This is a genomic window from Hydrogenophaga sp. (genome assembly GCF_051860785.1).
Lineage (GTDB): Bacteria > Pseudomonadota > Gammaproteobacteria > Burkholderiales > Burkholderiaceae_C > Hydrogenophaga.
Map to the genome: position 1 here is coordinate 43,120 of NZ_JBIMLB010000008.1, position 22,066 is coordinate 65,185.

A 22,066-nucleotide genomic window follows, 5' to 3' on the forward strand; every position below is an offset into this window, starting at 1 on the left:
GAACCTGTTAGGGACCTACCTGACCACCATCGCGCTTGTCATACAAATGCCGCTGAAATCCAACGAACACACGACGCACTTGATCCGGGCTACCCAGTTCGGCAAATGCATCTGAAATTGCGCTGTACTTGAGTTTCAGCAATGGGGAGAGCTTCTCAGCGTCAAGTTCATCCACTCCCTGCTTCACGTACTGGGCCAGCACGAAGTCGACAAAAGCCTGCTGCTTGTCAGAAAGCTGATCGGCCACGGCCGCCAGGCGGGCGGTAGTCGCGCGATCAGCGCGTGAAATCGGATCCGCTCCATACGACACATGCGCTAGTACGTCGTACAGGTCGCTGTTGTCGGCCTCGATGACCTTCTGCATCTCGGTCAGTTGATCTCGGCCAAAGCCCTTGTCCGCCAAACCAGCTAGTAGCGTTTTGCGCGTATCCGGCGCGCTCCAGAGCTTGCGCAGTTCGTCCTCGTCTTTGAAGAACTCTGGCAGCACGCCAAACAAGACTTCCAAGAACTGTGTTGCTGACATCGGCGTCCCGTCGGCACTCCAGAACGTCGTAGCTGTCATGTGTTGAAGTCGTCGAAACTTGCCATCTGCAAGCTTCACCAAGATCTTTTCAGGCCGTGGTGGTGGCGGAGGAGGTGGGGGCAATGGCGGTCCTGGCGGACCGGGTGGTGTCGGCGGAGGCCTTGGTGGCTCAGGCTCTAACGGCTCGCCGTCCCACTCCGGGTCGCTGAAGTGGTGGTGCGCCTTTACGAAGTCCAGAATCGTGAAGTAGTCCTTGCCGTCGTACAGGCGCGTACCCCGGCCAATGATTTGCTTGAACTCGATCATCGAATTGACCGTCCGCATCAGCACGATGTTTCGCACGTTGCGGGCATTAACGCCCGTCGACAGTTTCTGCGACGTGGTCAGGATCGTCGGGATGGTCTTCTCGTTGTCCTGGAAGTCGCGCAAATCCTGCTCGCCGCGTGCGCCGTCATTGGCCGTCACGCGGACGCAGTAGTTCGGCTGGGTGCTGGTCTTGGCCTGGTTGATCAGGTCACGAACGGCCAATGCATGCAACTGCGTGGCGCAGAAGACGATGGTTTTCTCGCGCTGGTCGATCATGCCCATCATCAGTTGCACTCGGTAGGCCTCGCGCTCCTTGATCTCGATGATTCGGTTGAAATCCTTCTCTTCGTAGCGCTTGCCAGCCTCAACCTCGCCGGCTATCACTTCGTCATCAGGCGCATAGACGTAGTCGTCCAGCGTGGTGGCGATCTGCCGCACCTTGAAGGGCGTCAGGAAGCCGTCGTTGATGCCCTCTTTGAGTGAGTACTGGTACACCGGTTCGCCGAAGTAGGCATAGGTGTCGGTATTGATCGTGCGCTTGGGAGTGGCTGTCAGCCCCAACTGCACGGCGGGCTCAAAGTACTCCAGGATTGCACGCCAGGAACTCTCATCCTTGGCCCCACCACGATGGCATTCGTCGATCACGATGAAATCGAAAAAATCGGGCGGGTAGTCCCCGAAGTAGGGTGAGTCGCCAGGCCCGCTCATGAAGGTTTGGAAGATGGTGAAGAACACGCTGCCGTTCTTCGGTACACGCCCCTTCTTCCTGATGGCGTCCGGGTCGATGCGCACCAGTGCATCTTCGTCAAAGGCCGAGAAGTCGTTGTATGCCTGGTCGGCCAGGATGTTGCGGTCGGCCAGGAATAGGATGCGCGGGTGGCGCGTGGGTGCTTCGGCGTTGCCCCCCTTCCAGTCGGTCAGGTTCCAGCGGCTCTGGAACAGCTTCCAGGCCAGTTGGAAAGCGATGAATGTTTTACCAGTTCCTGTTGCCAGCGTCAGGAGGATGCGGTCGCGTCCATCAGCGATGGCGCCGAGCACGCGGTCGATGGCAATGTCCTGGTAGTAGCGCCCCTGCCATGTGCCTCCCTTGTCTTCAAAGGGTACGGAGGCGAAGTGATCGCGCCATGCATTGGCGACGGCGAAGGTTTTGGCCCACAGCTCATCTGGGCTGGGGAAGGCCACCACTGCGCCCTCGGCGCCTGTGGTCATGTCGATGCCGTAGATCGCCTGCCCGTTGGTCGCGTACGTGAAGCGCACGGCCAGCTTGGCGGCGTAAGTCTTGGCTTGCCCGACGCCCTCGGTGCAGGCCTCATCCCAGGCCTTGGCCTCGATCACCGCCAGCTTGGTATTGCAGTAGACGAGCACGTAGTCCGCAATGTCAGCCTTGCCGCGCTTGCCCGCGCCCAGCAGCCGGCCGTTTGTGATTCGGTGCTCACGGAGCACCCGGCTTCCATCAACGACGCCCCAGCCAGCGACCTTCAGAGCGGGGTCAATATGTTCGGCTCGCGTTTCAGCTTCGTTCATGAATGATGCTTACTCCCAAAAGCAGCACGGCGATGGTAGTCAGGCAATCTCAGGATCGCTATATCAAGGACGTCTGGCCGCCCACGTATTTACCGGACCCGTCGGGCACCAAGCCCTTGGATCGGATCAGTGCAATCGCCTGCCGGAACTTGCTCTCAGGAATGGCGAGTTTGTCGGCATGCCATCCATCTCTGGCCTCCCAGACGATGGCCTCGTCCGTGACCTCGGCGCCGTCGATCAGCAAGTTGTTCCACGCCGCATGAACAGTTGCCAAGACCTCGGCATCCTTCGTGTCCATTGGAATCAGAAGGTCAATGACAGATTCGATCCGGTCAATGCTAGCGCCCAGCACCTGCGGCGCCTTGGCCAGCAACTGGTCGAAGGCCGGTAGCTTCTTGAAGTCGTAGCCGCCCCCGCGCTGGACCATCTCAAAGAATCCATTCTGCTTCGCCCACTCTTCGGCCTTCCGCATGTGCTGGAAATCATTTGGTCCTGCCGCATCCTTCATGGGTTGACGGCCCAAGTCCACCTTGGCAATGGCTTCAACCAGATGCAGCAGCTTCTGCTCCTTGACGTGACCGAAGGTCCTTTCCCGTTGCTGCCGCTTGTGGCGTTCGTAGGCCAGGGCGATGACGTTGGCCGAGAATTCTGGGGATGTCGTGGGAAGCGCCAACACTGCGGTGACCGACGTGGTCTGCGCCGAAGTCAGCTGACCGGTGAAGGCTTGGTGAAGCAGAGACTTCTTCAGTTCGTCGAGGGCCGCAATCTTCCGCGCGTAAATAGCTCCAAGGTGTGTCGTCTCTTCGCGCATTGCGTCGAGCTTGGCTACGGCCTCACGCTGCTGCGATAGACCTGGAAGCGGAAGTTGCAGGTTTTTCGAGTCCGGCACGCGCATGTGCTGAACGGTGGAGCCCGAGGCTTTCGCGTGAATTTGCCGCTGTAGTGGCTCGGACTGCAATGCGTAAAGCAGGAATCGAGCGTCCAGCTTGGTCGGTTCCGCCCGATATGAGACCAAGCGCTGACCCAAAAATACGAGCTCGTCGGAGTCCAATATGCCAACCTCGCCCATGGGAGCTTCCCGAGTCAGGATCACATCACCGCGAAGAGGCACCTGACGTCGCGTCCAAGCCTTGTAAACATCTTCGGACACATAGTTCACAGCGGCCAGGCTGACTACACCGTTCCGAACATTGGTGGTGCGAATCATCTTGTATGGAGTAGCTTCTGAAACCGTAGGTGCGGTCTTGTTGACGCAGTCCATGACGGACTGGCAGGCATCTTCAATCCGGACACGAGACCAGTCTGCGCTAAAGACCTGCGCCAAAGCACTCTCAAAAAGCTTCCGACCATTAAGCAGCGCTTTCTCTGCGTTGGCCTTGGCGGTGGCGATGCCCTCAAAGGCATTGTCGAGAATGGCGACGATTCTGCGCTGTTCTTCCAGCAGGGGATACGTCACCTTTATCGCCTTGTATGCATCGCCGTTGAGGTTGCGAATACCAGTCGAATGACTCTGCATCGCTTCAGTGCGGCCCGAGATGTACACCCAGTGCAGAAACTTGTGTAGGAACTTTGAATCAAGTTCGGTTGGGTCCAAGATCCGGATGGCCGCCGTGAAGTTGCTGAACGAAAATTCTCCCTCTGTCTTGTCAAACAGCACGACACGGCCAACAGGCTGCTTTGGGCCACCCCCAGACTTCTCCAAGACCAAGTCGCCAAACTGCAGCCGCCTCTTCTGATACTTCTTCGCCTCCACCTCGAGGTAAGCGATGTCGGTGTCATCGAGCGCCCCTTCCTTGGTGAAGTTCGTATTCCTTATGACACCGGCCCGGACAAACGGAGGATCTTCGCCCTTCCACAGACCGTTGATGAACTGCGTCAGGTCGCCGAGAGTTGCGGTACGCCAGTAGTGCGTCATAGCAGCACCCGGATCGTCGCCAGGACGTCCGCACTTTCGGCATCAAGCGCTGCGATTTCGTCGAGGATATCCTGCGGCGGGCGCGACGCAACCTCGTCACCGCCATGAGGGCTCTTGACTGAAAGGTCGTAGGTCGCGATGTCGATGTCCGCCACTTCTATCGACCAACTCTGCACCGAGTCAGCAAAGGACTTTTGCCGCTCGACGAAGTCGACCATGTCGTCATCGTTCAATGGGTTGGTCTTGCCCATATTGCGACCTGGGTTCAGCTTGTAGAACCATATCTTGCGCGTGGGCGAACCCTTCTCGAAGAACAGCACCACAGTCTTGACACCGGCGCCCTGAAAAGTGCCGCCGGGCATGTCCAGCACCGTGTGTAGATTGCAACTCTCCAGCAGCAGCTTGCGGATGCTGGTGGATGCGTTGTCGGTGTTGCTGAGGAACGTGTTTTTGATGACGATGGCTGCGCGACCGCCTGCCTTCAGCGACTTGATGAAGTGCTGCATGAACAGGAAGGCCGTCTCGCCCGTCTTGATCGGGAAGTTCTGCTGCGCTTCCTTGCGCTCCTTGCCACCGAAGGGTGGGTTGGCCAGAATCACTTCGTAACGATTCTTTTCCTGGATGTCATTGATGTTCTCGCCGAGCGTGTTCGTGTGAATCACGTTGGGCGTTTCAATGCCGTGCAGGATCATGTTCATGATCGCGATGACGTAGGCGAGACTCTTTTTCTCCTTGCCATAGAAGGTGCGCGTCTGCAGCGTCGCCAGATCTTGCGTGGTCTTGGCCTTGGCGCTGAGGTAGTCGAAAGCCTCACACAAAAATCCCGCCGAGCCGCAGGCACCGTCGTATATGCGCTCGCCGATCTGCGGGTCCAGCACCTTGATCATGGCGCGGATCAGTGGGCGAGGCGTGTAGTACTCGCCGCCGTTACGCCCGGCGTTGCCCATGTTCTTGATCTTGGCTTCGTACAGGTGCGAAAGCTCGTGCTTCTCGGTTTGTGATCCGAAGCGCAGCTCGTCCACCAGATCGATCACGTCGCGCAGGTTGTAGCCGCTCTGCACCTTGTTCTTGATCTCGCCGAAGACCTCACCGATCTTGTATTCGATGGTGTTTGGGCCGCTGGCGCGCTGCTTGAAGCCAGCCAGATACGGGAAGAGTTTGGCGTTGACGAACTCGCGGAGGTCGTCGCCCGTCATCGCAGCGTTGTGGTCAAGTACGCCCGAAGCGTCGCGCGGAGCAGCCCAATTGCTCCAGCGGAATTGCTCACTCAGGATGTAGCTGTAGGTTCGACCCTCCAGCGCTGCTTCGCCAGCCTTGTCATACTCAAGCGCTTCTAGGTACTTGAGGAACAGTAGCCAAGATGACTGTTCGGTGTAATCCAGTTCGCTTGTGCAGCCTGCATCTTTGTGCAAGATGTCATCGATGTTCTTGAAGGTTTGCTCGAACATTAGCTGCGCCCGCCCATATATTTGCTCTTCCTTGTTCAACCTGAAGTGCATTGCGATCAGCACCTTTCGCCGACGCTTCAACTGCCCAACAACCGAGGGACTGTACACGGCGATCAATTTGTGCCAATGAGGTAAGCCCTAGCCCCGATCTAAAGGTTGGCGCTGGCTCACGCTTCGCACCGCCTTAGAGCCCGTACTCATTGCGGCTCTTTGATGATTTTCATGCGCAAGTCGTGAATGCTTTCGTCGTATTGAGTTAAAGTCTCCCCCGCTCACGAAAAGGTGAGACGGGCCTGAGAACCCGGAATTCCTTCGCGGCCTGAAGGCCGCTGCATACCGCTGCTGGTACAGCGGCCTTCGTCGTTCATGCTCGCTTTTTGGCGGCCTGGATGGGAGGCCGTGAGGCCTGCCGGTTCTTCGCGAGGGGATTCCCGGTTCTCAGCCCGTTCGGGCCGCCGCCACTCTGCACTCTGCCTGCCGTGGCGGCGGCTGTTCACACAACGAACAGGGAAGAAGAGGGGAGAGGCCGCATGACGACCAAGCAACAGAAGCTCGCCGTGTTGATCGACGCGGAGAACGTTTCCCCCACGCTGATCCGTTCCATCCTGCTGCGCGCGGCCTGCTATGGCTCGCTCATCGTCAAGCGCGCGTTTGCCGATTGGTCGCGGCCCGGCATGCGGCGTTTCAAGACCGTGCTGCACCACCACGCCATCGAGCCGGTGCATCTCTTCTCCTACACGCCCGGCAAGAACGCGGCCGACATCACGCTGTGCCTGAACGCGATGGACCTGGTGAACACGGGGCAGTTCGATGGTGTGTGCCTGGTGTCGTCAGACAGCGACCTCACGCCGCTGGCGTTCTGCCTGCGGCGTGAGGGTGTGCGGGTCTACGGCTTCGGCGCTCGGCAGACGCCACGGGCTTTCGTGGCGGCTTGCAGCAATTTCATCTACACGGATTCGATCGAGCCCGCTGCATGATGCAGCCAGCTCGTTGCGGAAGCCCAGGCTAGGCGGCGGGTTCCGGGTCTTCGCCTTCGGCAGGCTCGTCCTCGGTCTCATCCTCCAGCGGGTCGCCGGCTTCGGCCTCGTCAACGAAGGCCAGGTCGGGGTCTTCGTCGGTGTTGGCATCGGCCGCCCCGGGCGTGAACACGCGGTCCACGCCGATGTCCCAGCCGTCCTGCTTGCCGCTGTCGCCACCCGCGCTGCGGCTTTCGCCCGTGCCGGTGGCATCGCTCGCAGACGTCAAGGCGTCGGGTGGCAACAGGCTGGCGCCGCCCAGGTCGTCCCGGGCCGCCACGTCGGTCGCCAGGCCGGGGTCGCCCCCTTCGCTGTCCTCGATGCCCATCATGTCGCTGCCGCTGTCGGAGTTGTCACCGGGGCCGAGGGACGCCGTATCGCGGCCGGCGGGTTCGGCGGGTGCTGGGCTCACGCCCTGAATGCTGCTGCGTGCCATGGTGACTATGACTACGCGTCACCCTCGCGCACCTTGCGATCCACATCATCAATCGGCCTCTCCCCCGGCTTGCCATCGGCAGGACTGGTTTGAGGTGCTCGATCAGGATGCGTTGGGTTGACACCTGGAGCTCGACTGTCGCCGGGCGGCGGTTGATTGACAGGCTTGCCAGGCGTCTGGCCGGGTTGATTCGTCATCATGGTGTGCTCCTTGGGCATGCAGGGAAAAGCTCCCACCACCTTCTGGCAATGCGCATGCCCGGGGGGACGGCGCTCGAAGGTGCCGCCGCGTGCGAGGTCGGGAGCGCCGATTGCCGCACGGGTTACCTCACCATTTTTGAAAGGTAACCCATGGCATCCGAACAAAAGACCACCGAAGACCTGTGGAAGATGATCAAGGACATCCAGTTCGGGATGTTCGTCACCAGGCACCACGGGGGGACGCACGAAGGGCACATGCACTCGCGCCCGATGACAACGCAGAACAAGGATCTTCAAGACGGCAAGCTCTGGTTCTTCATGTCACGCACGAGCGGGCCTGTGAGCGATCTGGAGGCCGACCCGACCGTCAACATGAGTTACGCCGACCCCGCCGCCGACACCTACGTCTCGGTTTCAGGGACCGCCCAGGTGGTCAACGATGCAGCAAAAGCGCGGGAACTCTGGAACACGCCCGCTGAAGCCTGGTTTCCAGGTGGCCCCGAAGATCCGGACCTGGTTCTGGTGGCGGTGAAGATCGCCCACGCCCATTACTGGGACGTCAAGGAAAACCAGTTGATCCAGTTGTTGGTGATGGCGAAAGCTGCCATCACAGGAAAGCAAGCTCAGCTCGGCGAATCCGGCGAAATTCGGCCCTGAGGACCCTGCATCGCACGGCAAAGGTACTCGCGCAATTGCTGTCGAAGTTCTTCCGCGTGCGACGCATCCGCTTGTCCGCTTGACAGGGCGAGCATGCGGTTCTTGGGCCCGATGTCGGTCATGGCCAGCATGACGGTGCCCGTGAGCAAGGTGTAACGCCATAGCCAGTCGACCCGGCTGACCCGTGTGTCTGTCAGGCACAGCGCATCGATGAATTCCACGGCGAACGGGTCGAGGTGCTGCTCGAAGACCCTTTGCGTCATCTCGCTGGGATGCAACCTGTGTTGCAGGATGAACCGCGCCAGCAGCGCGCCATGGAAGCCGGGCTCGAAGTAGGGCCGGATGAAGCAGTCCAGCAGGTCTTCGAGGCGCAGCGAGCGCTTCTCTCGCTTGGCCGCCTCCGTGCAATTCGACAGGTCTTCCAGCCGCAGCACGGTGGCGCGCTGCGCGAGCCTCATGAAAATTTCTTCGGCCAGAGCTTCCTTGGAGCGGAAGTAATAGTTGATCGAAGCGACGTTCACGCCCGCCTCTGCAGTGATGTCGCGAGTCGATGTCTTGTCCACCCAGTGCCGCGCGAAAAGATTCTCTGCGGCGACAAGGATGCGTTCACGTGGGTCGCCCACGCCTTGTCCCGCGGATGGTGCTTTTTGAGTCTTCATGGTGGTCATTTTAAATGCTTGTTTGAAACAGCTGATTCGGGTTTGCACCGAGGACGGTTGCGCGAACTCTCGCTACATTAAACACGTGTTTAATACATGCGATTGGAATGCCGTATGAAGATTGATTGGGATACCGAGATCGTCACCAGTGACGGGGCTGTCCTCCGTGCCGACATTTTTCGTCCTGACGGCGAAGGCCCGTTCCCTGTGTTGATGTCATGCGGTCCTTACGCCAAGGGTTTGCACTTCAGCGAAGGCTTTCCGATGCAATGGAAGGGCCTGACATCTGACTACCCCGAGGTCTTGCGTGGAAGCACAGGCCGCTACGCCAACTGGGAGACGGTCGACCCCGAACGGTGGGTGCCTTTTGGCTACGTCTGCATTCGCGTGGATTCGCGTGGTGCCGGTCGTTCGCCTGGGTTCATCGACTGCTGGTCGTCCCGCGAGATCGAGGACTTCGCCGAATGCATCGAATGGGCGGGCACGCAACCCTGGAGCAACGGAAAGATCGGCCTGGCGGGTGTCTCGTACTACGCCAGCACGCAATGGCAAGTGGCCGCCAGGCGCCCCAGGCATCTGGCGGCCATCTGCCCGTTCGAGGGTTACACCGACATGTACCGCGATGCATGCCGGCACGGCGGAATCCTGAACACCTTCCTGATGAACTGGTATCCGAACCAGATCGCAAACGTTCAGAACGGCCTGGGTTCGCGCGCCCGCATCAACCCCAACACCGGCGTCTCGATCGCCGGGCCTGACGAACTGAGCGACGATGAGTTGCGCGCCAACCGCAGGGACATTCCAGGCAAGTTGCTGGCGGAGGAACTCGTCACCGACAGCTACTACCGGGAACGCACGCCGGATCTGTCGGCGATCGAGGTGCCGGTGCTTTCCTGTGGGAACTGGGGCGGCCACGGCGTCCACCTGCGCGGCAACGTCCAGGGCTGGCTGGGGGCAGGCTCCCGGCAGAAGTGGATGGAGCTCCACGGCCGCGAGCACTGGACCGAGTTCTACACCGACTACGGCGTCGCTCTCCAGAAACGCTTCTTCGATCACTTCCTGAAGGGCGAAGACAACGGCTGGGACAAGCAGCCGCCGATCAGCATGCTGGTGCGGCACGTCGACCGCTTCGTCGAACGCGCGGAACAAGAGTGGCCATTGGCAAGGACGTTGTGGACGCGAAGCTATCTGGACGCCGCCTCATTCCAGCTGACGAGCGAGTCCCCCAGCGTGGAGGCGCAAGCACGAATCGACGGCCTGGATGGGAAAGTCAACTTCAGCACCGCTCCGTTCGAGCAAGAGACGGAGGTGACGGGGCCGCTGGCGGCCACCCTTCACGTATCGACCACCGCCAAGGATGTCGACCTCTTCCTGACCGTCCGCGCGTACGACACGGCCGGCAAGGAGCATCTCATCATCGCGGCTTCGGAATTGAATGCGCCGATGGCACAAGGCTGGCTGCGTGCCTCCCACCGCAAGCTGGATCACGCGAAGTCGAAACCCTGGCAGCCCGTGCTTGTGCATGACGAACTCCAGTTTCTCGAGCCTGGGGTGATCTACGAGCTGCAGATCGAAATCTGGCCGATGTCGTTCGTGTTCCCCAAGGGCTGGAGGCTGGTGCTGACCGTTGGCAGCACGGACTTCCAGCATGACCTCCCTGGACCGTGGCCCGAGATCTACGGAAAGCCCATGCGGGGCTCTTCCGTTCTGTTGCACGACCACCCTGAGGACCGGACCCCCGAGCGCTTCGGAGGTGAGATCACGATCCACACCGGAGGCGCACATCCATCGTTTCTGCTGCTACCCGTCGTACCCGCAAAGCCGTAAAGGAATTCCCATGACCATCCAACGCCGCAAGATCATCGTCCAAGCCGCCGCCGCCTGCGCGGTGGCAACCCTGCAACCCTGGAAGGCCGCATCGGCTCAACTCGCCTGGCCATCGAAGACCATCAAGTTCGTGAACATGGCGCCTCCGGGTACGGCGCCCGATGTCTACAACCGGATCTACGCGGAGAGGTTGTCCAAAGCCATGAACGTCCCGGTGATCATCGAGAACCGTCCCGGCGTGGCGGGAAACATTGCATCGGAACTCGTGGCCAAGGCGCCGGCAGATGGCTACACGCTCCTGTACACCGTGTCGAGTTCCTTCACGGTCAACCCCTGGATCTACACCAAGCTGACCTTCGACCCCGAGAAAGAGTTTCGGCCGGTTTCGCCGCTGCTGTCGCAGGGTGCCTTCATCGTCGCCAACAACGACATGCCTTTCAAGACGGTGAAGGAGCTCGTTGATTACGCCACCGCCCATCCGGGCAAGCTGTCCTACGGCACCAACGGCGTGGGGAGCTTCCTTCACCTGATCATGGAGTTGTTCAGCCAGAGCGCGCAGATGCAGCTGCTGCACGTGCCGTACAAGGGTCCTCCGATCATTGACGTGGTGTCGGGCCACATCCCCCTGTGCGTGGAACCCGCTGCTTCGGCCATTCCCATGATCAATTCGGGGAAGGTGCGCGCGATTGCCTACAGCGGTGGCCGCAGACACGCGCAGTTTCCCAACGTGCCGACCATTGCGGAAACCTATCCGGCGGTTGCCGTTGCCGGTTGGCACGGCATCTGGGCGCCGGCAGGCGTGCCCACCGAGGTGGTCGAGAAGCTCAACGCTGAGATCACCCGCATCACTCAGACGCCCGACGTGCAGAAGCTCATTGCCGAGATGGGCAGCGAGCCCATGAGCACCAGTGTGGATGCCATGGCCAACATGGTGCGCACGGAGAAGCGCACATGGGGCGACTTGGTGAAGGCCAAAAAGATTACCGTGGATTGATCTCAAAGGACGCCATGCCTCGCAGCTTCATTGACCTCTCCATTTACCTGGAGAACGACGTCCTGAGTGATCCGCCGGCATTTGCGCCGCGCATTGACTACGTCACGCACAAGGACTCGCCCGAGCAGATCGCCGCCTTCTTCCCTGGTCTTCGGGAGGGCGATCTGCCTGATGGTGAAGGTTGGGCGGCAGAAACCGTCCGGCTGTCGACGCACAACGGCACACATCTGGACGCGCCGTATCACTTCCACAGCACGATGAACAAGGCACTGGGCAAGGCGGAGCGCTCCACGACCATTGACGAAGTCCCGCTGGAATGGTGCTTCCAGCCCGGCGTCAAGCTGGACTTTCGACATTTGCCGGATGGCCACGTGGTCACCGCCAGGGAGGTCGAAGAAGAACTCGCGCGCATCCACCACACGCTGCAGCCACTGGAAATCGTCGTCGTCAACACGCGCGCCGGGACCCGATACGGCGAGGCGGACTACGTCTCATCGGGCTGTGGCATCGGATATGAGGCCACGATGTACTTGCTGGAGCGCGGCGTGCGACTGACAGGAACAGACGCCTGGAGTTGGGACGCACCCTTCGTGCACACGGCAAAGAAATACGAGGCCACGAAAGATGCTTCGCTGATCTGGGAGGGACACAAGGCAGGAAGGGACATCGGCTACTGCCACCTCGAGAAACTGCACAACCTCGAGGCGCTCCCCCCGGACGGCTTCTTCATCAGCTGCTTTCCGCACAAGATACGCGGCGCTTCTGCTGGGTGGACGCGGGCCGTGGCCATCTTCGACGACGCCTTGATGCGCAATAACTGATCACGCCCATGCTCAACTTCACTCATGATCCAGCGGCCCAAAGCTGGGTCGCCGCCGCACAGGCACCCGGCTCTGACTTCACGCTGCAAAACCTGCCATTGGGCATCATCGTTCGCGATGGCAGCGACAAGCACCCCCGCGGCGGGGTTGCCATTGGTGACCAGGTCGTGGACCTGGCGCATCTGGCGGCCAGCGGTCTGCTGGTTGGACCGGCAAAGGCCGCCTGCTGCGCAGCCGCAGACGCCACGCTCAACACCTTCATGGCGATGGGGCGGGAAGGTTGGCAACCGCTCAGGCACGCTTTGTTCAAGCTTCTGTCCTCGACCGTGGATGCAGCGACGCAGGAGAAGGTGCGCGCCTGCATGCTGCCTTTGAGCGAGACCACCATGAAGATGCCGGTGGAGGTCCGCAACTACACGGACTTCTACACCTCCAGGCACCACGCGGTGAACGTCGGCCGCGTGATCCGACCTGAGAATCCGCTGACGCCCAACTTTCAGTGGTTGCCGATCGCCTATCACGGTCGGGCGTCGAGCGTGGTGCTGAGCGGAACGGGATTCCGCCGGCCCAATGGCCAGTCACGAACAGCCAACAACCAACCCCCTGCGTTTGGCCCATCTCGACGGCTCGATTTCGAGCTTGAAATGGGCTTCTTCGTTGGACCGGAAAACATGCTCGGGGAGCCCTTGTCGGTCTCGCAGGCACGCGACCGCATCTTCGGCATGTGTCTGCTGAACGACTGGTCGGCACGGGATCACCAGTTCTGGGAAATGGATCCGCTCGGGCCGTTCCTGGGGAAGAACTTCTGCACCAGTATTTCCCCATGGATCGTGACGATGGAGGCTCTGGAGCCGTACCGCGCAGCCTTCGATCGTCCCGCAACCGAGCCGCAGCCCTTGCCCTATCTGGATGACGCCACCGATCGCGCCAGCGGAAGCATCGATGTGCGTCTCGAGGTGTCGGTGCAGTCGCGGCGGCATCGCGCGCAGCATCTTCCGGGCGACCGCATCACTGCCACGAGCTTCCGCCATCAGTACTGGACCGTGGCTCAGATGCTTGCACAGCACACCGTCGGTGGCTGCAACCTGCAGAGTGGCGACCTCATGGGCACCGGCACCATCTCCGGTCCCACGCCGTCCGAAGCGGGTGCACTGGTCGAACTGAGCGTGGGTGGCACGCGCCCCGTGTCGCTTCCTGGAACCGGTGAGACGCGGACGTTTCTCGAAGATGGTGACAGCGTATCCATCAAGGGCTGGTGCGAGAAGCCAGGCTTCGCACGCATCGGTTTCGGCGAATGCCGGGGTGAGGTCTTGCCAGCAATCGACTTTGGAATGGCGTGAGCAAAGCTTATGAAATCGATCTTCGACAACGACCTGCCCAAAACGCCCGCCAACCACACGCCGCTGACGCCCATCGTTTTTCTCGAACGTTCGGCGGAGGTGTATCCGCAGCATCTCGCCGTTGTTCATGGGGACCTGCGGCAAACGTGGGCGCAAACCTACGAGCGATGCAGGCGCCTGGCCAGCGCGCTGCGGAAACGGGGGATCGGGCGCAACGACACCGTGGCGGTGATGCTGCCGAACACGCCTGCGATGGTGGAGGCGCACTTCTTCGTACCGATGGCCGGTGCCGTGCTCAACACGCTCAATACACGACTTGACGCGGAAACGATTGCCTTCATGCTGGATCATGGCGAGGCGAAGGTCGTCGTCGTTGATCCGGAATTCGCAGCGGTGATGGACGAGGCCATCCGTCTTCGCAAGAGCGTGAAGCCGCTGCTCGTGATCGATGCGGCAGACGCACTTTTTGCAGGACCGGGCAAGCGCATTGGCGATCTGACCTATGAGGACCTGGCTGCGGAGGGCGATCCGGCTTACGCATGGGAGCTCCCCGAGGATGAATGGGACGCCATCGCGCTCAACTACACGAGCGGGACCACGGGAAATCCCAAGGGAGTGGTCTATCACCACCGTGGCGCCGCTGCAAATGCGATCTCCAACATCCTGGAATGGGACATGCCCAAGCATCCGGTCTATCTCTGGACGCTGCCCATGTTTCATTGCAATGGATGGTGCTTTCCCTGGACGCTGGCAGCGCGCGCCGGCGTCAATATCTGCATGCGCCGGGTTGAAGCCACGGCGATCATCGAGTCGATCACGCGCCACGGCGTCACGCACTACTGCGGCGCTCCCGTGGTCCACAACCTGCTGGTGAACGTGCCCCAGGATCTGATGCGCGATCTGCCCCGCGGCGTCAAGGCCATGGTGGCCGGTGCAGCGCCGCCGGCTTCGATGATCGAGGGCATGGAACGCCTGGGCTTCGATCTGACGCATGTCTATGGGTTGACCGAGGTCTATGGCCCGGCGACTGTGTGCGCCAAGCACGACCGTTGGGACAGCATGGACATCGGTGAACGGGCTCAACTGAACGGTCGACAGGGCGTCCGCTATCACTTGCAGCAGGCCGCAACGGTGATGGACCCCCTCACCATGAGTCCAGTGCCTGCAGATGGCCAGACCATCGGTGAAGTCATGTTCCGCGGAAACATCGCGATGAAGGGCTATCTGAAGAATCCGGCGGCCACGCAAGAGGCATTTGCCGGCGGCTGGTTTCACACCGGGGACCTCGCGGTTCTGTATCCCGATGGGTACATACGGATCAAGGACAGGAGCAAGGACGTCATCATCTCTGGCGGTGAAAACATCTCGTCCATCGAGGTGGAAGACGTTCTCTATCGGCATGCCGATGTCCTGGCGGCGGCAGTCGTTGCCATGCCGGACAAGAAGTGGGGGGAGACGCCATGCGCGTTCGTTGAAGTCAAGGCCGGTTCGAGGTCGACACCGTCCGACATCGTGGCCCATTGCCGGAAGCATCTGGCAGCGTTCAAAGTACCCCGCACGGTCATATTCGGCGAGTTGCCCAAGACGTCCACCGGCAAGATTCAGAAATTCGAGTTGCGCGCCAAGGCTGGCTCGGTCAAGGCGATCACGGCTTCGGAGTCAGACACATGACGACACCGCTGCCATTTCACGCCCTTGATCCTTCGCTGTTCGAGCGTGCGCAATCTCTGCTCAATGAAGACTGGCTTGATAAAGACGCCGATCTGGCGTCTGTGCTTCCTGTGGTGCTGGCGCGTGGTGTCGGGCAGGACTGGCACAAGGCCGGCACCTTCCGTCACCACCTGGTGGGTGTGGCACGTTCGCTCTCGCAATGGCAGCAGCCGCGCGACGTGCGTCTGCTGGGGCTGCTGCACAGCGTGTATGGCAACGCGTTCGTCGACCTGGTCAAGTTCGACGCCGGCAGCGAGCGTGGCCGACTGCGCGAACGGGTGGGTGATGCCGCCGAGCACCTGGTTTACCTGTTCTGCACCGCCAGCCGTGCGCAGTTCACACAGCGCGTACTGGCCGGTGAGATCGATGCAGATGGCAGCGTGACGGTCGAACGCATCGGCCAGACCCAAGGCACCGTGCGCCTTGGCGCTGACGAAGTGGCGGCCTTTGTCATCGTCACCATGGCCGACTTCATGGAGCAGTGGTTTAGCTGGCAGGACGACATCTTCTCGGGCTTTCCGCAGGTGGCTCACCGGCCGCAGGCCGTGCACTGGATGGCATCGCTGTGGCCCGGGCCCATGCGGCCGAGTGCGCGCATGGTGCATCAGATCTCGCGGCTGGGCGAGGCACTGCAACACCCCGCGCTGCGCGACCTGTTGCCGCTGCCGCCGGTGTTCGCCGGCTGTACGCAGGGGCTGTCGGCGGCCGACGAAGCCGCGGCCACATCGCTTTACTGGTCGGTGATCCAGCAGGACCAGCCACTGGTGCAAGCCGACGCCGCCATCGCCGTGCTGGAGCAGGCCGTGCGCCACAACCCCTGGGTGGGTGAACCGCAGATGGTGCTGGCCCAGCTGTATCTGTCGGCCGGGCGTCGCGATGAGGCGCGTGTGGCCGCCGAAAGCGCGCTGCAGCTTTTCAGCCAGTGGGGCAACGCCTGGGACAAGCGCGTGCAATGGGAGGCCTGGGTGTCGTGGACGCGCATCCTGCTGCAGTCGGCCATCCACGACACATGGCCCGGGCGGCTGGACAAACTCAACAACCTGGCACTGCGGGGTTAGGGCATGTCTGGTCGGGCGGCAATCCAAAACCTCACCATCATCACGGGCGCCTCCAAGGGCTTGGGTCTCGCGATGGCCATGAGACTGCTTGGCCCCGACCATGCCTTGCTGTGCATCTCGCGCAGCACCAGCGGCGCCCTGGCTGCAGAGGCCGCGCTGCACGACGCACCACTGCAGCAGCTGTCTCTCGATCTGTCCGATGCCCGGGTCGCCGCCACGCACATACGCGCCTGGCTCGAAGCGCAGGAGCTTGGGTCACTGTCCACCGCGACGCTGATCAACAACGCCGGAACCGTGGGGCGGCCAGGACCGCTGGAGCAAGCCGAATCCGATGACCTGGTGCGCAGCCTCCGAGTCGGCCTTGAAGCGCCTCTCGTCCTGACGGCGGCGTTCCTCCACGCGACGCGGTATTGGCGGGTGCTTCGCAGGGTTCTCAACATCTCTTCGGGCCTGGGCAGGCACGCGATCGCAGGCCAGGGGTCGTACTGCGCGGCCAAGGCCGGCATGGACCATTTTTCCCGTGCGGTAGCCGCCGAAGAGGCAGCCAAGGCGCATGGCGCACGGATCGTCTCGCTGGCTCCCGGGGTGATCGACACGGATATGCAGTCGGTGCTGCGGCAGACGGACGCTGCGCTGCTGCCGGACAGGTCGCATTACGAGAGGCTCAAGGCGGAGGGACGACTGGATACGCCGGACAGCGCGGCGGAAAAGGTGCTCCGTTTCCTCTACAGAGCGGACTTCGGTAGCGCCGTGGTGGCCGGTCTGGGGGATGCGTGAGCCAAAACTCTTCTGTTTCTAATTTTCAACTCTCGAAAGATCCGATATGCCCATCGACGCACCAGGCAGAACCATCCCCGGCGCCATTCATCACCGTATCGCGGTCAACGGCACGCACCTTCACTGTGTGTCGCTCGGCTCCAGCGGTTCACCGATCCTGCTGGTCCACGGTTTCCCCGAGACCTGGTGGGCCTTCCATAACGTGATGCCGCTGCTGGCCGAGCGCCACCGCGTCCACGCGGTCGATCTGCGTGGCTTCGGCGATTCCGACCTGGCCGACGGCGGGTTTGACAGCACGGTCGCCGCTGAAGACCTCTACCAACTCATTGCGGCACTCGGCGAAGGGCCGGTGCACCTGGTCGCGCAGGACATCAGCGGCACGACCGCCTTTCGTCTCGCCGCCACGCATCCAGACGCTATCGCGAGTTTCACCGCCATCGAGTTTGGCCTGCCCGGGTTCGGCCTCGAAGCGTTTGCCGATGTGACCAACGGAGGTGCCTGGTACTTCGGCGTCATGGCCGCGCCAGGCATTCCGGACATGCTGCTGACCGGGCGGGAGACCGCGTTCGTGGGTGGTTACATGTTTCCGTCGTTGTGCGTGGTGAAGGACGCGATCGATCCCGGCGATGTCGCCGAGTTCGTGCGCACGTACGCGCGGCCTGGGGGGTGGAGCGGCGCAACCGGTCTCTACGCCTCAGTGCTCAGGGAAGGCGAAAAGATCGCTGCGCTTGCGCAGACCGGTTCGATCCGAGCGCCGGTGCTGGCGATCGGCGCCAGTGGCGGGTCCTTCACCGAACACACGATGAAGCGGGCCGCCCCCGGTACAACCGTTCGCTCAGTACAAATCGACGATGTCGGCCACTACGCTGCGATGGAAGCTCCCGAACGAGTGGCGAGCGCTATTCGCGACTTTGCAGAAGACGTGGACGGGGGCCGCGCGGTGCCCGCGTCCGCCGCCTGACGGCTTGGATGGCGTGCTCATTTAGAGGTTTCCACTGTTGAAACGCATCCTCAAATTTGAGGATGACTTCCTGCCGGCGGGTGCCTAACCTTCGACGGGGGAATCAATCGAGGAGTCGACAATGCCGACCGCCGTCTACGGGTTCGCTGTTGCCGTGTTCGAACGCGGCTGCCGTGCATGGCTGCTTGGGCTCGCCATGAGCCTGGTGGCCGGTTGCTCGGTACTGTTCATCTCTCCCCACGATCAGGCGGCCGTCGACCGTGTCGACCAGATCTCGAAATCGGTGCTCGGTTTCTACCAGGGCCTGTTGGACACCGCGCCTGCGCAGCGAAAGACGGCACTGGCATCCACGCTGGGCAAGTCGCAAGGCGACATAGAAACACAGATGCGGCTGCACCTGCTTCGTGAGCAGGCCAGAACGAAGAACGAGGACAGCGTTCGTATTGCATCGAACATGCTGGAGTCCTGGCAGAAGTTTGCTTCCAGCCATCTCGGCAGTGATCCAACCGCACTGACCAACGCAACGCTTGGCGTTGAGCGCATGGTCATGGAGCGCCATCTCGCTTCTGCGTTCAAGGCAGAGGAAGCCAAGAAATTCGGCGGAAGCTGATCGAAAGGACCGGCACCATGGCGTTCGATTTCGGTGACATCTTCAAGACGGCACTTCAGGCGGGGCTCAATGCAGCCAAGCCCGGCGGAAAACTGGCCGAGGATTGGGTGCGCGAAAGTGCGCAGGCCAACAAAAAGACGCTGGAGGCGATCGTGGTCGGCGTCGCGACGCGTCAGATCTCAAAGGAAACCGGCGCGATGCTGCTCGAAGAGAGCAAGCGCGCGCTTGAATCGGAGGCGGCAGCGCTCAAGGCCATCCTCAAAGCCTCGGCGCAGGCCGGGCTGAACGCCTTCTTCAAGTCCTTGACCGATGCGCTTTCAGCCGCGCTGAAGATCGCACTTTGAGTCGCAAGGAGCACGCCATGGCAACCGCCCAAGACTTGCTGAAACTGGCCCACCGCCATCTCAACGAAGCCTACGTTCTCGGCGCTTTCGCACCCAAGGACAACCCGAACTGGAAAGGTCCCTGGGATTGCGCGGAATTCGTCTCGTGGGTCATGTTCCAAACCACGGGCTTGCTGCTGGGCTGCACCAACAATTCCGACAACCCTTCGCGTGCCGATGCCTATTCAGGCGCGTGGGCGCGCGATGCCGCCGCTGCGAACCGGCCGGTGAGCATCGGCCAGGCCAAATCAACACCGGGCGCGGTGCTGGTGCGCAAACCGGCACCCAAGGCCATCGGTCATGTCGCGATTTCGCGAGGCGATGGCACGACGATCGAGGCGCACTCCGCCAGGCTCGGCGTCACGAATCAGAGCATCGACGGCCGGCGCTGGGATGCAGCCATGCTGCTTCCATTGATCGAGTACGCCGAGTTGCCCGAGCCGGCGGTGTGGTCGCCGCCAGCGGGCATCGTGTTGCGGCTGACGTTTCCACCCATGCACGGCGCACTCGTTGTCAAGTTGCAGCGAGCGCTGAAGAAACGGCGTTTCGATCCGGGCGACATCGACGGCGTGTTTGGTCCGCACACCGAGGCGGCCGTCCGCGCGTTCCAACTGAGCGAGCGGCTGGTGCCCGATGGAGAAGCCGGGAAAACGACGCTCGGCAGGCTGGGTGTGAAGCCTTAGCGGCTCAAGATCAGGAGGACGCGTGACATCACCTGACCCGAAAACCGAGCGCTGGACACAAGAGCTCGACAAGCTCAAGAAGGTCGCGAACGGTGATTACGCCGAGGCCAACCGCGAATGCGCAGAGCGCGTCCTGCTTGGTGTGGGGCCTGACAACTCGGCATTGCATCCTGCCGCCGGCGCCCGCATGGTCGTCAACATGCCTGCCGCACATGTGCCGGATTTCTGCGCCGCTTCGAAGCGCCCGGGCGTCAAGGCATACCTCAATACCTACGATCGCACGAACCCGAACCCAAATACGTCGAATAAACGCAAGCTGGTCGACGCCGCACTGCCGTTGCCGCAGGGTGTCAATTTTGAGGACATCTATTTCGGGGCCCTCGAACTCAATGGCTGTGGCGTTCGCTTTTACGGTGACATCACCCTGGTGCTGCGCGTCGAGAAAATCGATGCGAAGACGGTCATTCTTGATCGCAACTCCTACGATGTGACGCGCGCGCCGGCAAGTAATGACATCGCTGACGTGCCCGAGGACCAGCAGGCGCAGAAGCGGAAGTCTGTGCTGGCGTCCTGGAGCGGCGAATGGGCCCAGCATCTCGGCACCATGGCCACCATCAAGGTGATGCAGGCCATCGGTTCGACGGACAGACGCTGGACGACCGGACAGATATCTCAATCGCTGTGCAATGACGAGGACTACATCGAGGTCCTCAAGCAAGGTTCCTTCGGTGCGAGTGATCTTCAGGAAGCGCGCGTCAGCGCGGCCGACGCAGCGCACGACGCGTTGATCGCCAGCCGGATGTTGCGCCAGCCTGCGCCCCGCCTGGAATCGATGATCTGGCGAACTCGACGCCGGCGTGCCGAGGCCGCATTGCGTGCCGAAGGCGTGCCGGTGCGCATCGTGACCACCGAAGGCCGCGTGCGGGGCTGATGCCATGGCAACCCTCGACATGGATCGCCCCGGCGCTGAAAGTCATTGGCGTCTGGAGGCGCACGACCTGCGTGGTGGCTTTTCGTTTGCCACCTGTCGAGCGGCCGAGGGTTTTCACAGCGGGGGCAGCGACGACGCAGCGTATTTCATGGCTGCGCCGTCTTTCCTGCCTGAGCCCGTGACGGCAAGCACGGTGGCGCTGGCGGCAACGCGCGGTGGCTTTGAACATGGTCTTTTCCTGGCTGATGAGGTTGAAGCATCGTTCGAGAGTCTGTCTGCCGTGGTCGAATTTGTTCGCCGGGCCTATGTCGCCAGTTCAGGTGGCGATGAGCCCGACGGCAACGAGCCAGGGTCGCCCCGGCCCGAGCCACCGAACGAACCGTCGCGCGACGACATGGAGTGGCCCTCAGGGTCTCCCTCTGACGAAACGGTCGAATTTTCGCGACAAGCGTTGCTTCAAACGCTGTACTGGCAGGCGCATCAGATCGAAGTCGCCACGCCCGGCCAGTCATTTGACGCCGGGGAATATGCGTTGGGAGGCATCGCTTCGCCAACGAGTCTGGTGAGGGGATTTCTCGACGTATTTCGTGAGGTTCGGGAGCGGCAGCCTGGCGAGGGAGCCCCCTACGAGGTGATCTGGTGGGAGCAGTGGCAGCTTCTGGGATGTTGCATCAACCTGCTTGGACTGCGTCCTGCCTTGATCGAGCCGTCCACATGGCCGCATTGGAAGCCGGTGCGTGTCTACTTCGATCGCTTTGTCCGGAGTGCTCCCTGGGTGATGCCATTGCTCTCGGCAGGGATCCACGATGGATTCGATTTGATCGGTGCGCTGCCCGTGCCCAGGAGATTCATGCGGCTGCTCCCTGAAGGCCTCGATCGGTCTGCCGCAACGCTCCGGCATCTGCTGGTGGTTTTCGTTTCGTCACCCCATGTCGTGCTCGCGTTGAGTGACGAGGAGCGGGAAGCGGTGCTCGATCTTGTCTGCTTTGCTGCGGCGTGCGTGGTGGCGCCGACCCGGCTGCGCAGATCGCCTTGGCGCGGGCCTTGGAATACACAAAGGGACATGTTGCCCATCGAATCTGCGCAGCTCGCTCAGCTCGTCGCGGACGCGATGGCGTGGCTCGAAGAGCACCTGCCCACCAGGGTTTACGAAAGAAGGCTTGAAGACCGCATCCGCTCCATCGGGAATCAGCGGAGTCAGCGATACGAGCGGGTGGCGTGACGCAGCTCGGCAGACACTTTGGAGGACACAGATGATGCAACGCCTGTTCAGAAATCCCCGCAGCA

Annotated in this window: 21 protein-coding genes; 15 read left to right on the forward strand and 6 right to left on the reverse strand. The window is 61.5% G+C overall.

What is annotated here, in order from left to right; all coding sequences use genetic code 11:
* Positions 1-7: 7 nt before the first annotated feature.
* Genes hsdR through ACTIF6_RS12400 form a run of 3 tightly spaced genes read right to left on the reverse strand, consistent with a single transcriptional unit; the run spans position 8 to position 5,716 of the window.
* Positions 8-2,353, reverse strand: a complete 2,346-nt coding sequence (gene hsdR / locus ACTIF6_RS12390; RefSeq protein WP_439588292.1) for an EcoAI/FtnUII family type I restriction enzme subunit R — start codon at positions 2,351-2,353, stop codon at positions 8-10.
* 58 nt (positions 2,354-2,411) lie between these two features.
* Positions 2,412-4,268, reverse strand: coding sequence for a restriction endonuclease subunit S (locus ACTIF6_RS12395; protein ID WP_439588293.1), 1,857 nt, complete (start codon positions 4,266-4,268; stop codon positions 2,412-2,414).
* A complete protein-coding gene (locus tag ACTIF6_RS12400) occupies positions 4,265-5,716 on the reverse strand; it encodes an N-6 DNA methylase (RefSeq protein WP_439588294.1) in 1,452 nt (483 codons plus the stop codon). The genes ACTIF6_RS12395 and ACTIF6_RS12400 overlap by 4 nt, the downstream gene beginning before the upstream one ends.
* Before the next feature lie 530 nt (positions 5,717-6,246).
* Between ACTIF6_RS12400 and ACTIF6_RS12405 the strand changes: the two genes are divergently transcribed.
* A complete protein-coding gene (locus ACTIF6_RS12405) occupies positions 6,247-6,693 on the forward strand; it encodes an NYN domain-containing protein (RefSeq protein ID WP_439588295.1) in 447 nt (148 codons plus the stop codon).
* A gap of 28 nt (positions 6,694-6,721) precedes the next feature.
* Here ACTIF6_RS12405 and ACTIF6_RS12410 read toward each other — a convergent pair whose 3' ends face one another.
* Both ACTIF6_RS12410 and ACTIF6_RS12415 read right to left on the reverse strand, forming a co-directional pair.
* The gene (locus ACTIF6_RS12410) at positions 6,722-7,144 is read right to left on the reverse strand and encodes a hypothetical protein (RefSeq protein WP_439588296.1); all 423 of its coding nucleotides are present in this window, start codon (positions 7,142-7,144) and stop codon (positions 6,722-6,724) included.
* Between the two features lie 35 nt (positions 7,145-7,179).
* Positions 7,180-7,368 carry a hypothetical protein gene (locus tag ACTIF6_RS12415; protein WP_439588297.1) on the reverse strand — a complete coding sequence of 63 codons (189 nt, stop codon included), beginning with the start codon at positions 7,366-7,368 and terminating at the stop codon, positions 7,180-7,182.
* A 150-nt stretch (positions 7,369-7,518) separates the two neighbouring features.
* On the opposite strand from ACTIF6_RS12415, the gene ACTIF6_RS12420 reads away from it, so the two are divergent.
* Entirely contained in the window at positions 7,519-8,025 is a 507-nt protein-coding gene (locus ACTIF6_RS12420; RefSeq protein WP_439588298.1) for a pyridoxamine 5'-phosphate oxidase family protein, read from the forward strand.
* Here the strand turns inward: ACTIF6_RS12420 and ACTIF6_RS12425 are convergent.
* Positions 7,992-8,732, reverse strand: a complete 741-nt coding sequence (locus tag ACTIF6_RS12425; RefSeq protein WP_439588299.1) for a TetR/AcrR family transcriptional regulator — start codon at positions 8,730-8,732, stop codon at positions 7,992-7,994. The two genes, ACTIF6_RS12420 and ACTIF6_RS12425, sit on opposite strands and share 34 nt — an antisense overlap.
* Before the next feature lie 48 nt (positions 8,733-8,780).
* On the opposite strand from ACTIF6_RS12425, the gene ACTIF6_RS12430 reads away from it, so the two are divergent.
* The 13 genes from ACTIF6_RS12430 to ACTIF6_RS12490 all read left to right on the forward strand — a co-directional run bounded on the left by ACTIF6_RS12430 (position 8,781) and on the right by ACTIF6_RS12490 (position 22,001).
* The gene (locus ACTIF6_RS12430) at positions 8,781-10,511 is read left to right on the forward strand and encodes a CocE/NonD family hydrolase (protein ID WP_439588300.1); all 1,731 of its coding nucleotides are present in this window, start codon (positions 8,781-8,783) and stop codon (positions 10,509-10,511) included.
* 10 nt (positions 10,512-10,521) lie between these two features.
* Positions 10,522-11,505, forward strand: a complete 984-nt coding sequence (locus ACTIF6_RS12435) for a Bug family tripartite tricarboxylate transporter substrate binding protein (protein WP_439588301.1) — start codon at positions 10,522-10,524, stop codon at positions 11,503-11,505.
* A gap of 14 nt (positions 11,506-11,519) precedes the next feature.
* Positions 11,520-12,326 carry a cyclase family protein gene (locus ACTIF6_RS12440; RefSeq protein WP_439588437.1) on the forward strand — a complete coding sequence of 269 codons (807 nt, stop codon included), beginning with the start codon at positions 11,520-11,522 and terminating at the stop codon, positions 12,324-12,326.
* A gap of 8 nt (positions 12,327-12,334) precedes the next feature.
* Entirely contained in the window at positions 12,335-13,666 is a 1,332-nt protein-coding gene (fahA, locus tag ACTIF6_RS12445; protein WP_439588302.1) for a fumarylacetoacetase, read from the forward strand.
* 9 nt (positions 13,667-13,675) lie between these two features.
* A complete protein-coding gene (locus ACTIF6_RS12450) occupies positions 13,676-15,337 on the forward strand; it encodes an acyl-CoA synthetase (RefSeq protein ID WP_439588303.1) in 1,662 nt (553 codons plus the stop codon).
* Positions 15,334-16,434 carry a DUF6817 domain-containing protein gene (locus tag ACTIF6_RS12455; protein ID WP_439588304.1) on the forward strand — a complete coding sequence of 367 codons (1,101 nt, stop codon included), beginning with the start codon at positions 15,334-15,336 and terminating at the stop codon, positions 16,432-16,434. Before ACTIF6_RS12450 ends, ACTIF6_RS12455 begins: the two co-directional genes overlap by 4 nt.
* A 3-nt stretch (positions 16,435-16,437) precedes the next feature.
* Entirely contained in the window at positions 16,438-17,211 is a 774-nt protein-coding gene (locus ACTIF6_RS12460) for an SDR family NAD(P)-dependent oxidoreductase (protein ID WP_439588305.1), read from the forward strand.
* Between the two features lie 46 nt (positions 17,212-17,257).
* Positions 17,258-18,172, forward strand: coding sequence for an alpha/beta fold hydrolase (locus ACTIF6_RS12465; protein ID WP_439588306.1), 915 nt, complete (start codon positions 17,258-17,260; stop codon positions 18,170-18,172).
* A 121-nt stretch (positions 18,173-18,293) separates the two neighbouring features.
* A complete protein-coding gene (locus tag ACTIF6_RS12470; protein WP_439588307.1) occupies positions 18,294-18,782 on the forward strand; it encodes a hypothetical protein in 489 nt (162 codons plus the stop codon).
* Positions 18,783-18,799: 17 nt separating this feature from the next.
* The gene (locus ACTIF6_RS12475; RefSeq protein ID WP_439588308.1) at positions 18,800-19,126 is read left to right on the forward strand and encodes a hypothetical protein; all 327 of its coding nucleotides are present in this window, start codon (positions 18,800-18,802) and stop codon (positions 19,124-19,126) included.
* Between the two features lie 17 nt (positions 19,127-19,143).
* On the forward strand, positions 19,144-19,848 hold the full coding sequence (locus tag ACTIF6_RS12480; protein ID WP_439588309.1) for a peptidoglycan-binding protein: 705 nt from the start codon (positions 19,144-19,146) through the stop codon (positions 19,846-19,848).
* Positions 19,849-19,870: 22 nt separating this feature from the next.
* Positions 19,871-20,779 carry a hypothetical protein gene (locus tag ACTIF6_RS12485; RefSeq protein ID WP_439588310.1) on the forward strand — a complete coding sequence of 303 codons (909 nt, stop codon included), beginning with the start codon at positions 19,871-19,873 and terminating at the stop codon, positions 20,777-20,779.
* Positions 20,780-20,783: 4 nt separating this feature from the next.
* The gene (locus ACTIF6_RS12490; protein ID WP_439588311.1) at positions 20,784-22,001 is read left to right on the forward strand and encodes a hypothetical protein; all 1,218 of its coding nucleotides are present in this window, start codon (positions 20,784-20,786) and stop codon (positions 21,999-22,001) included.
* The last annotated feature ends 65 nt before the right edge of the window (positions 22,002-22,066 follow it).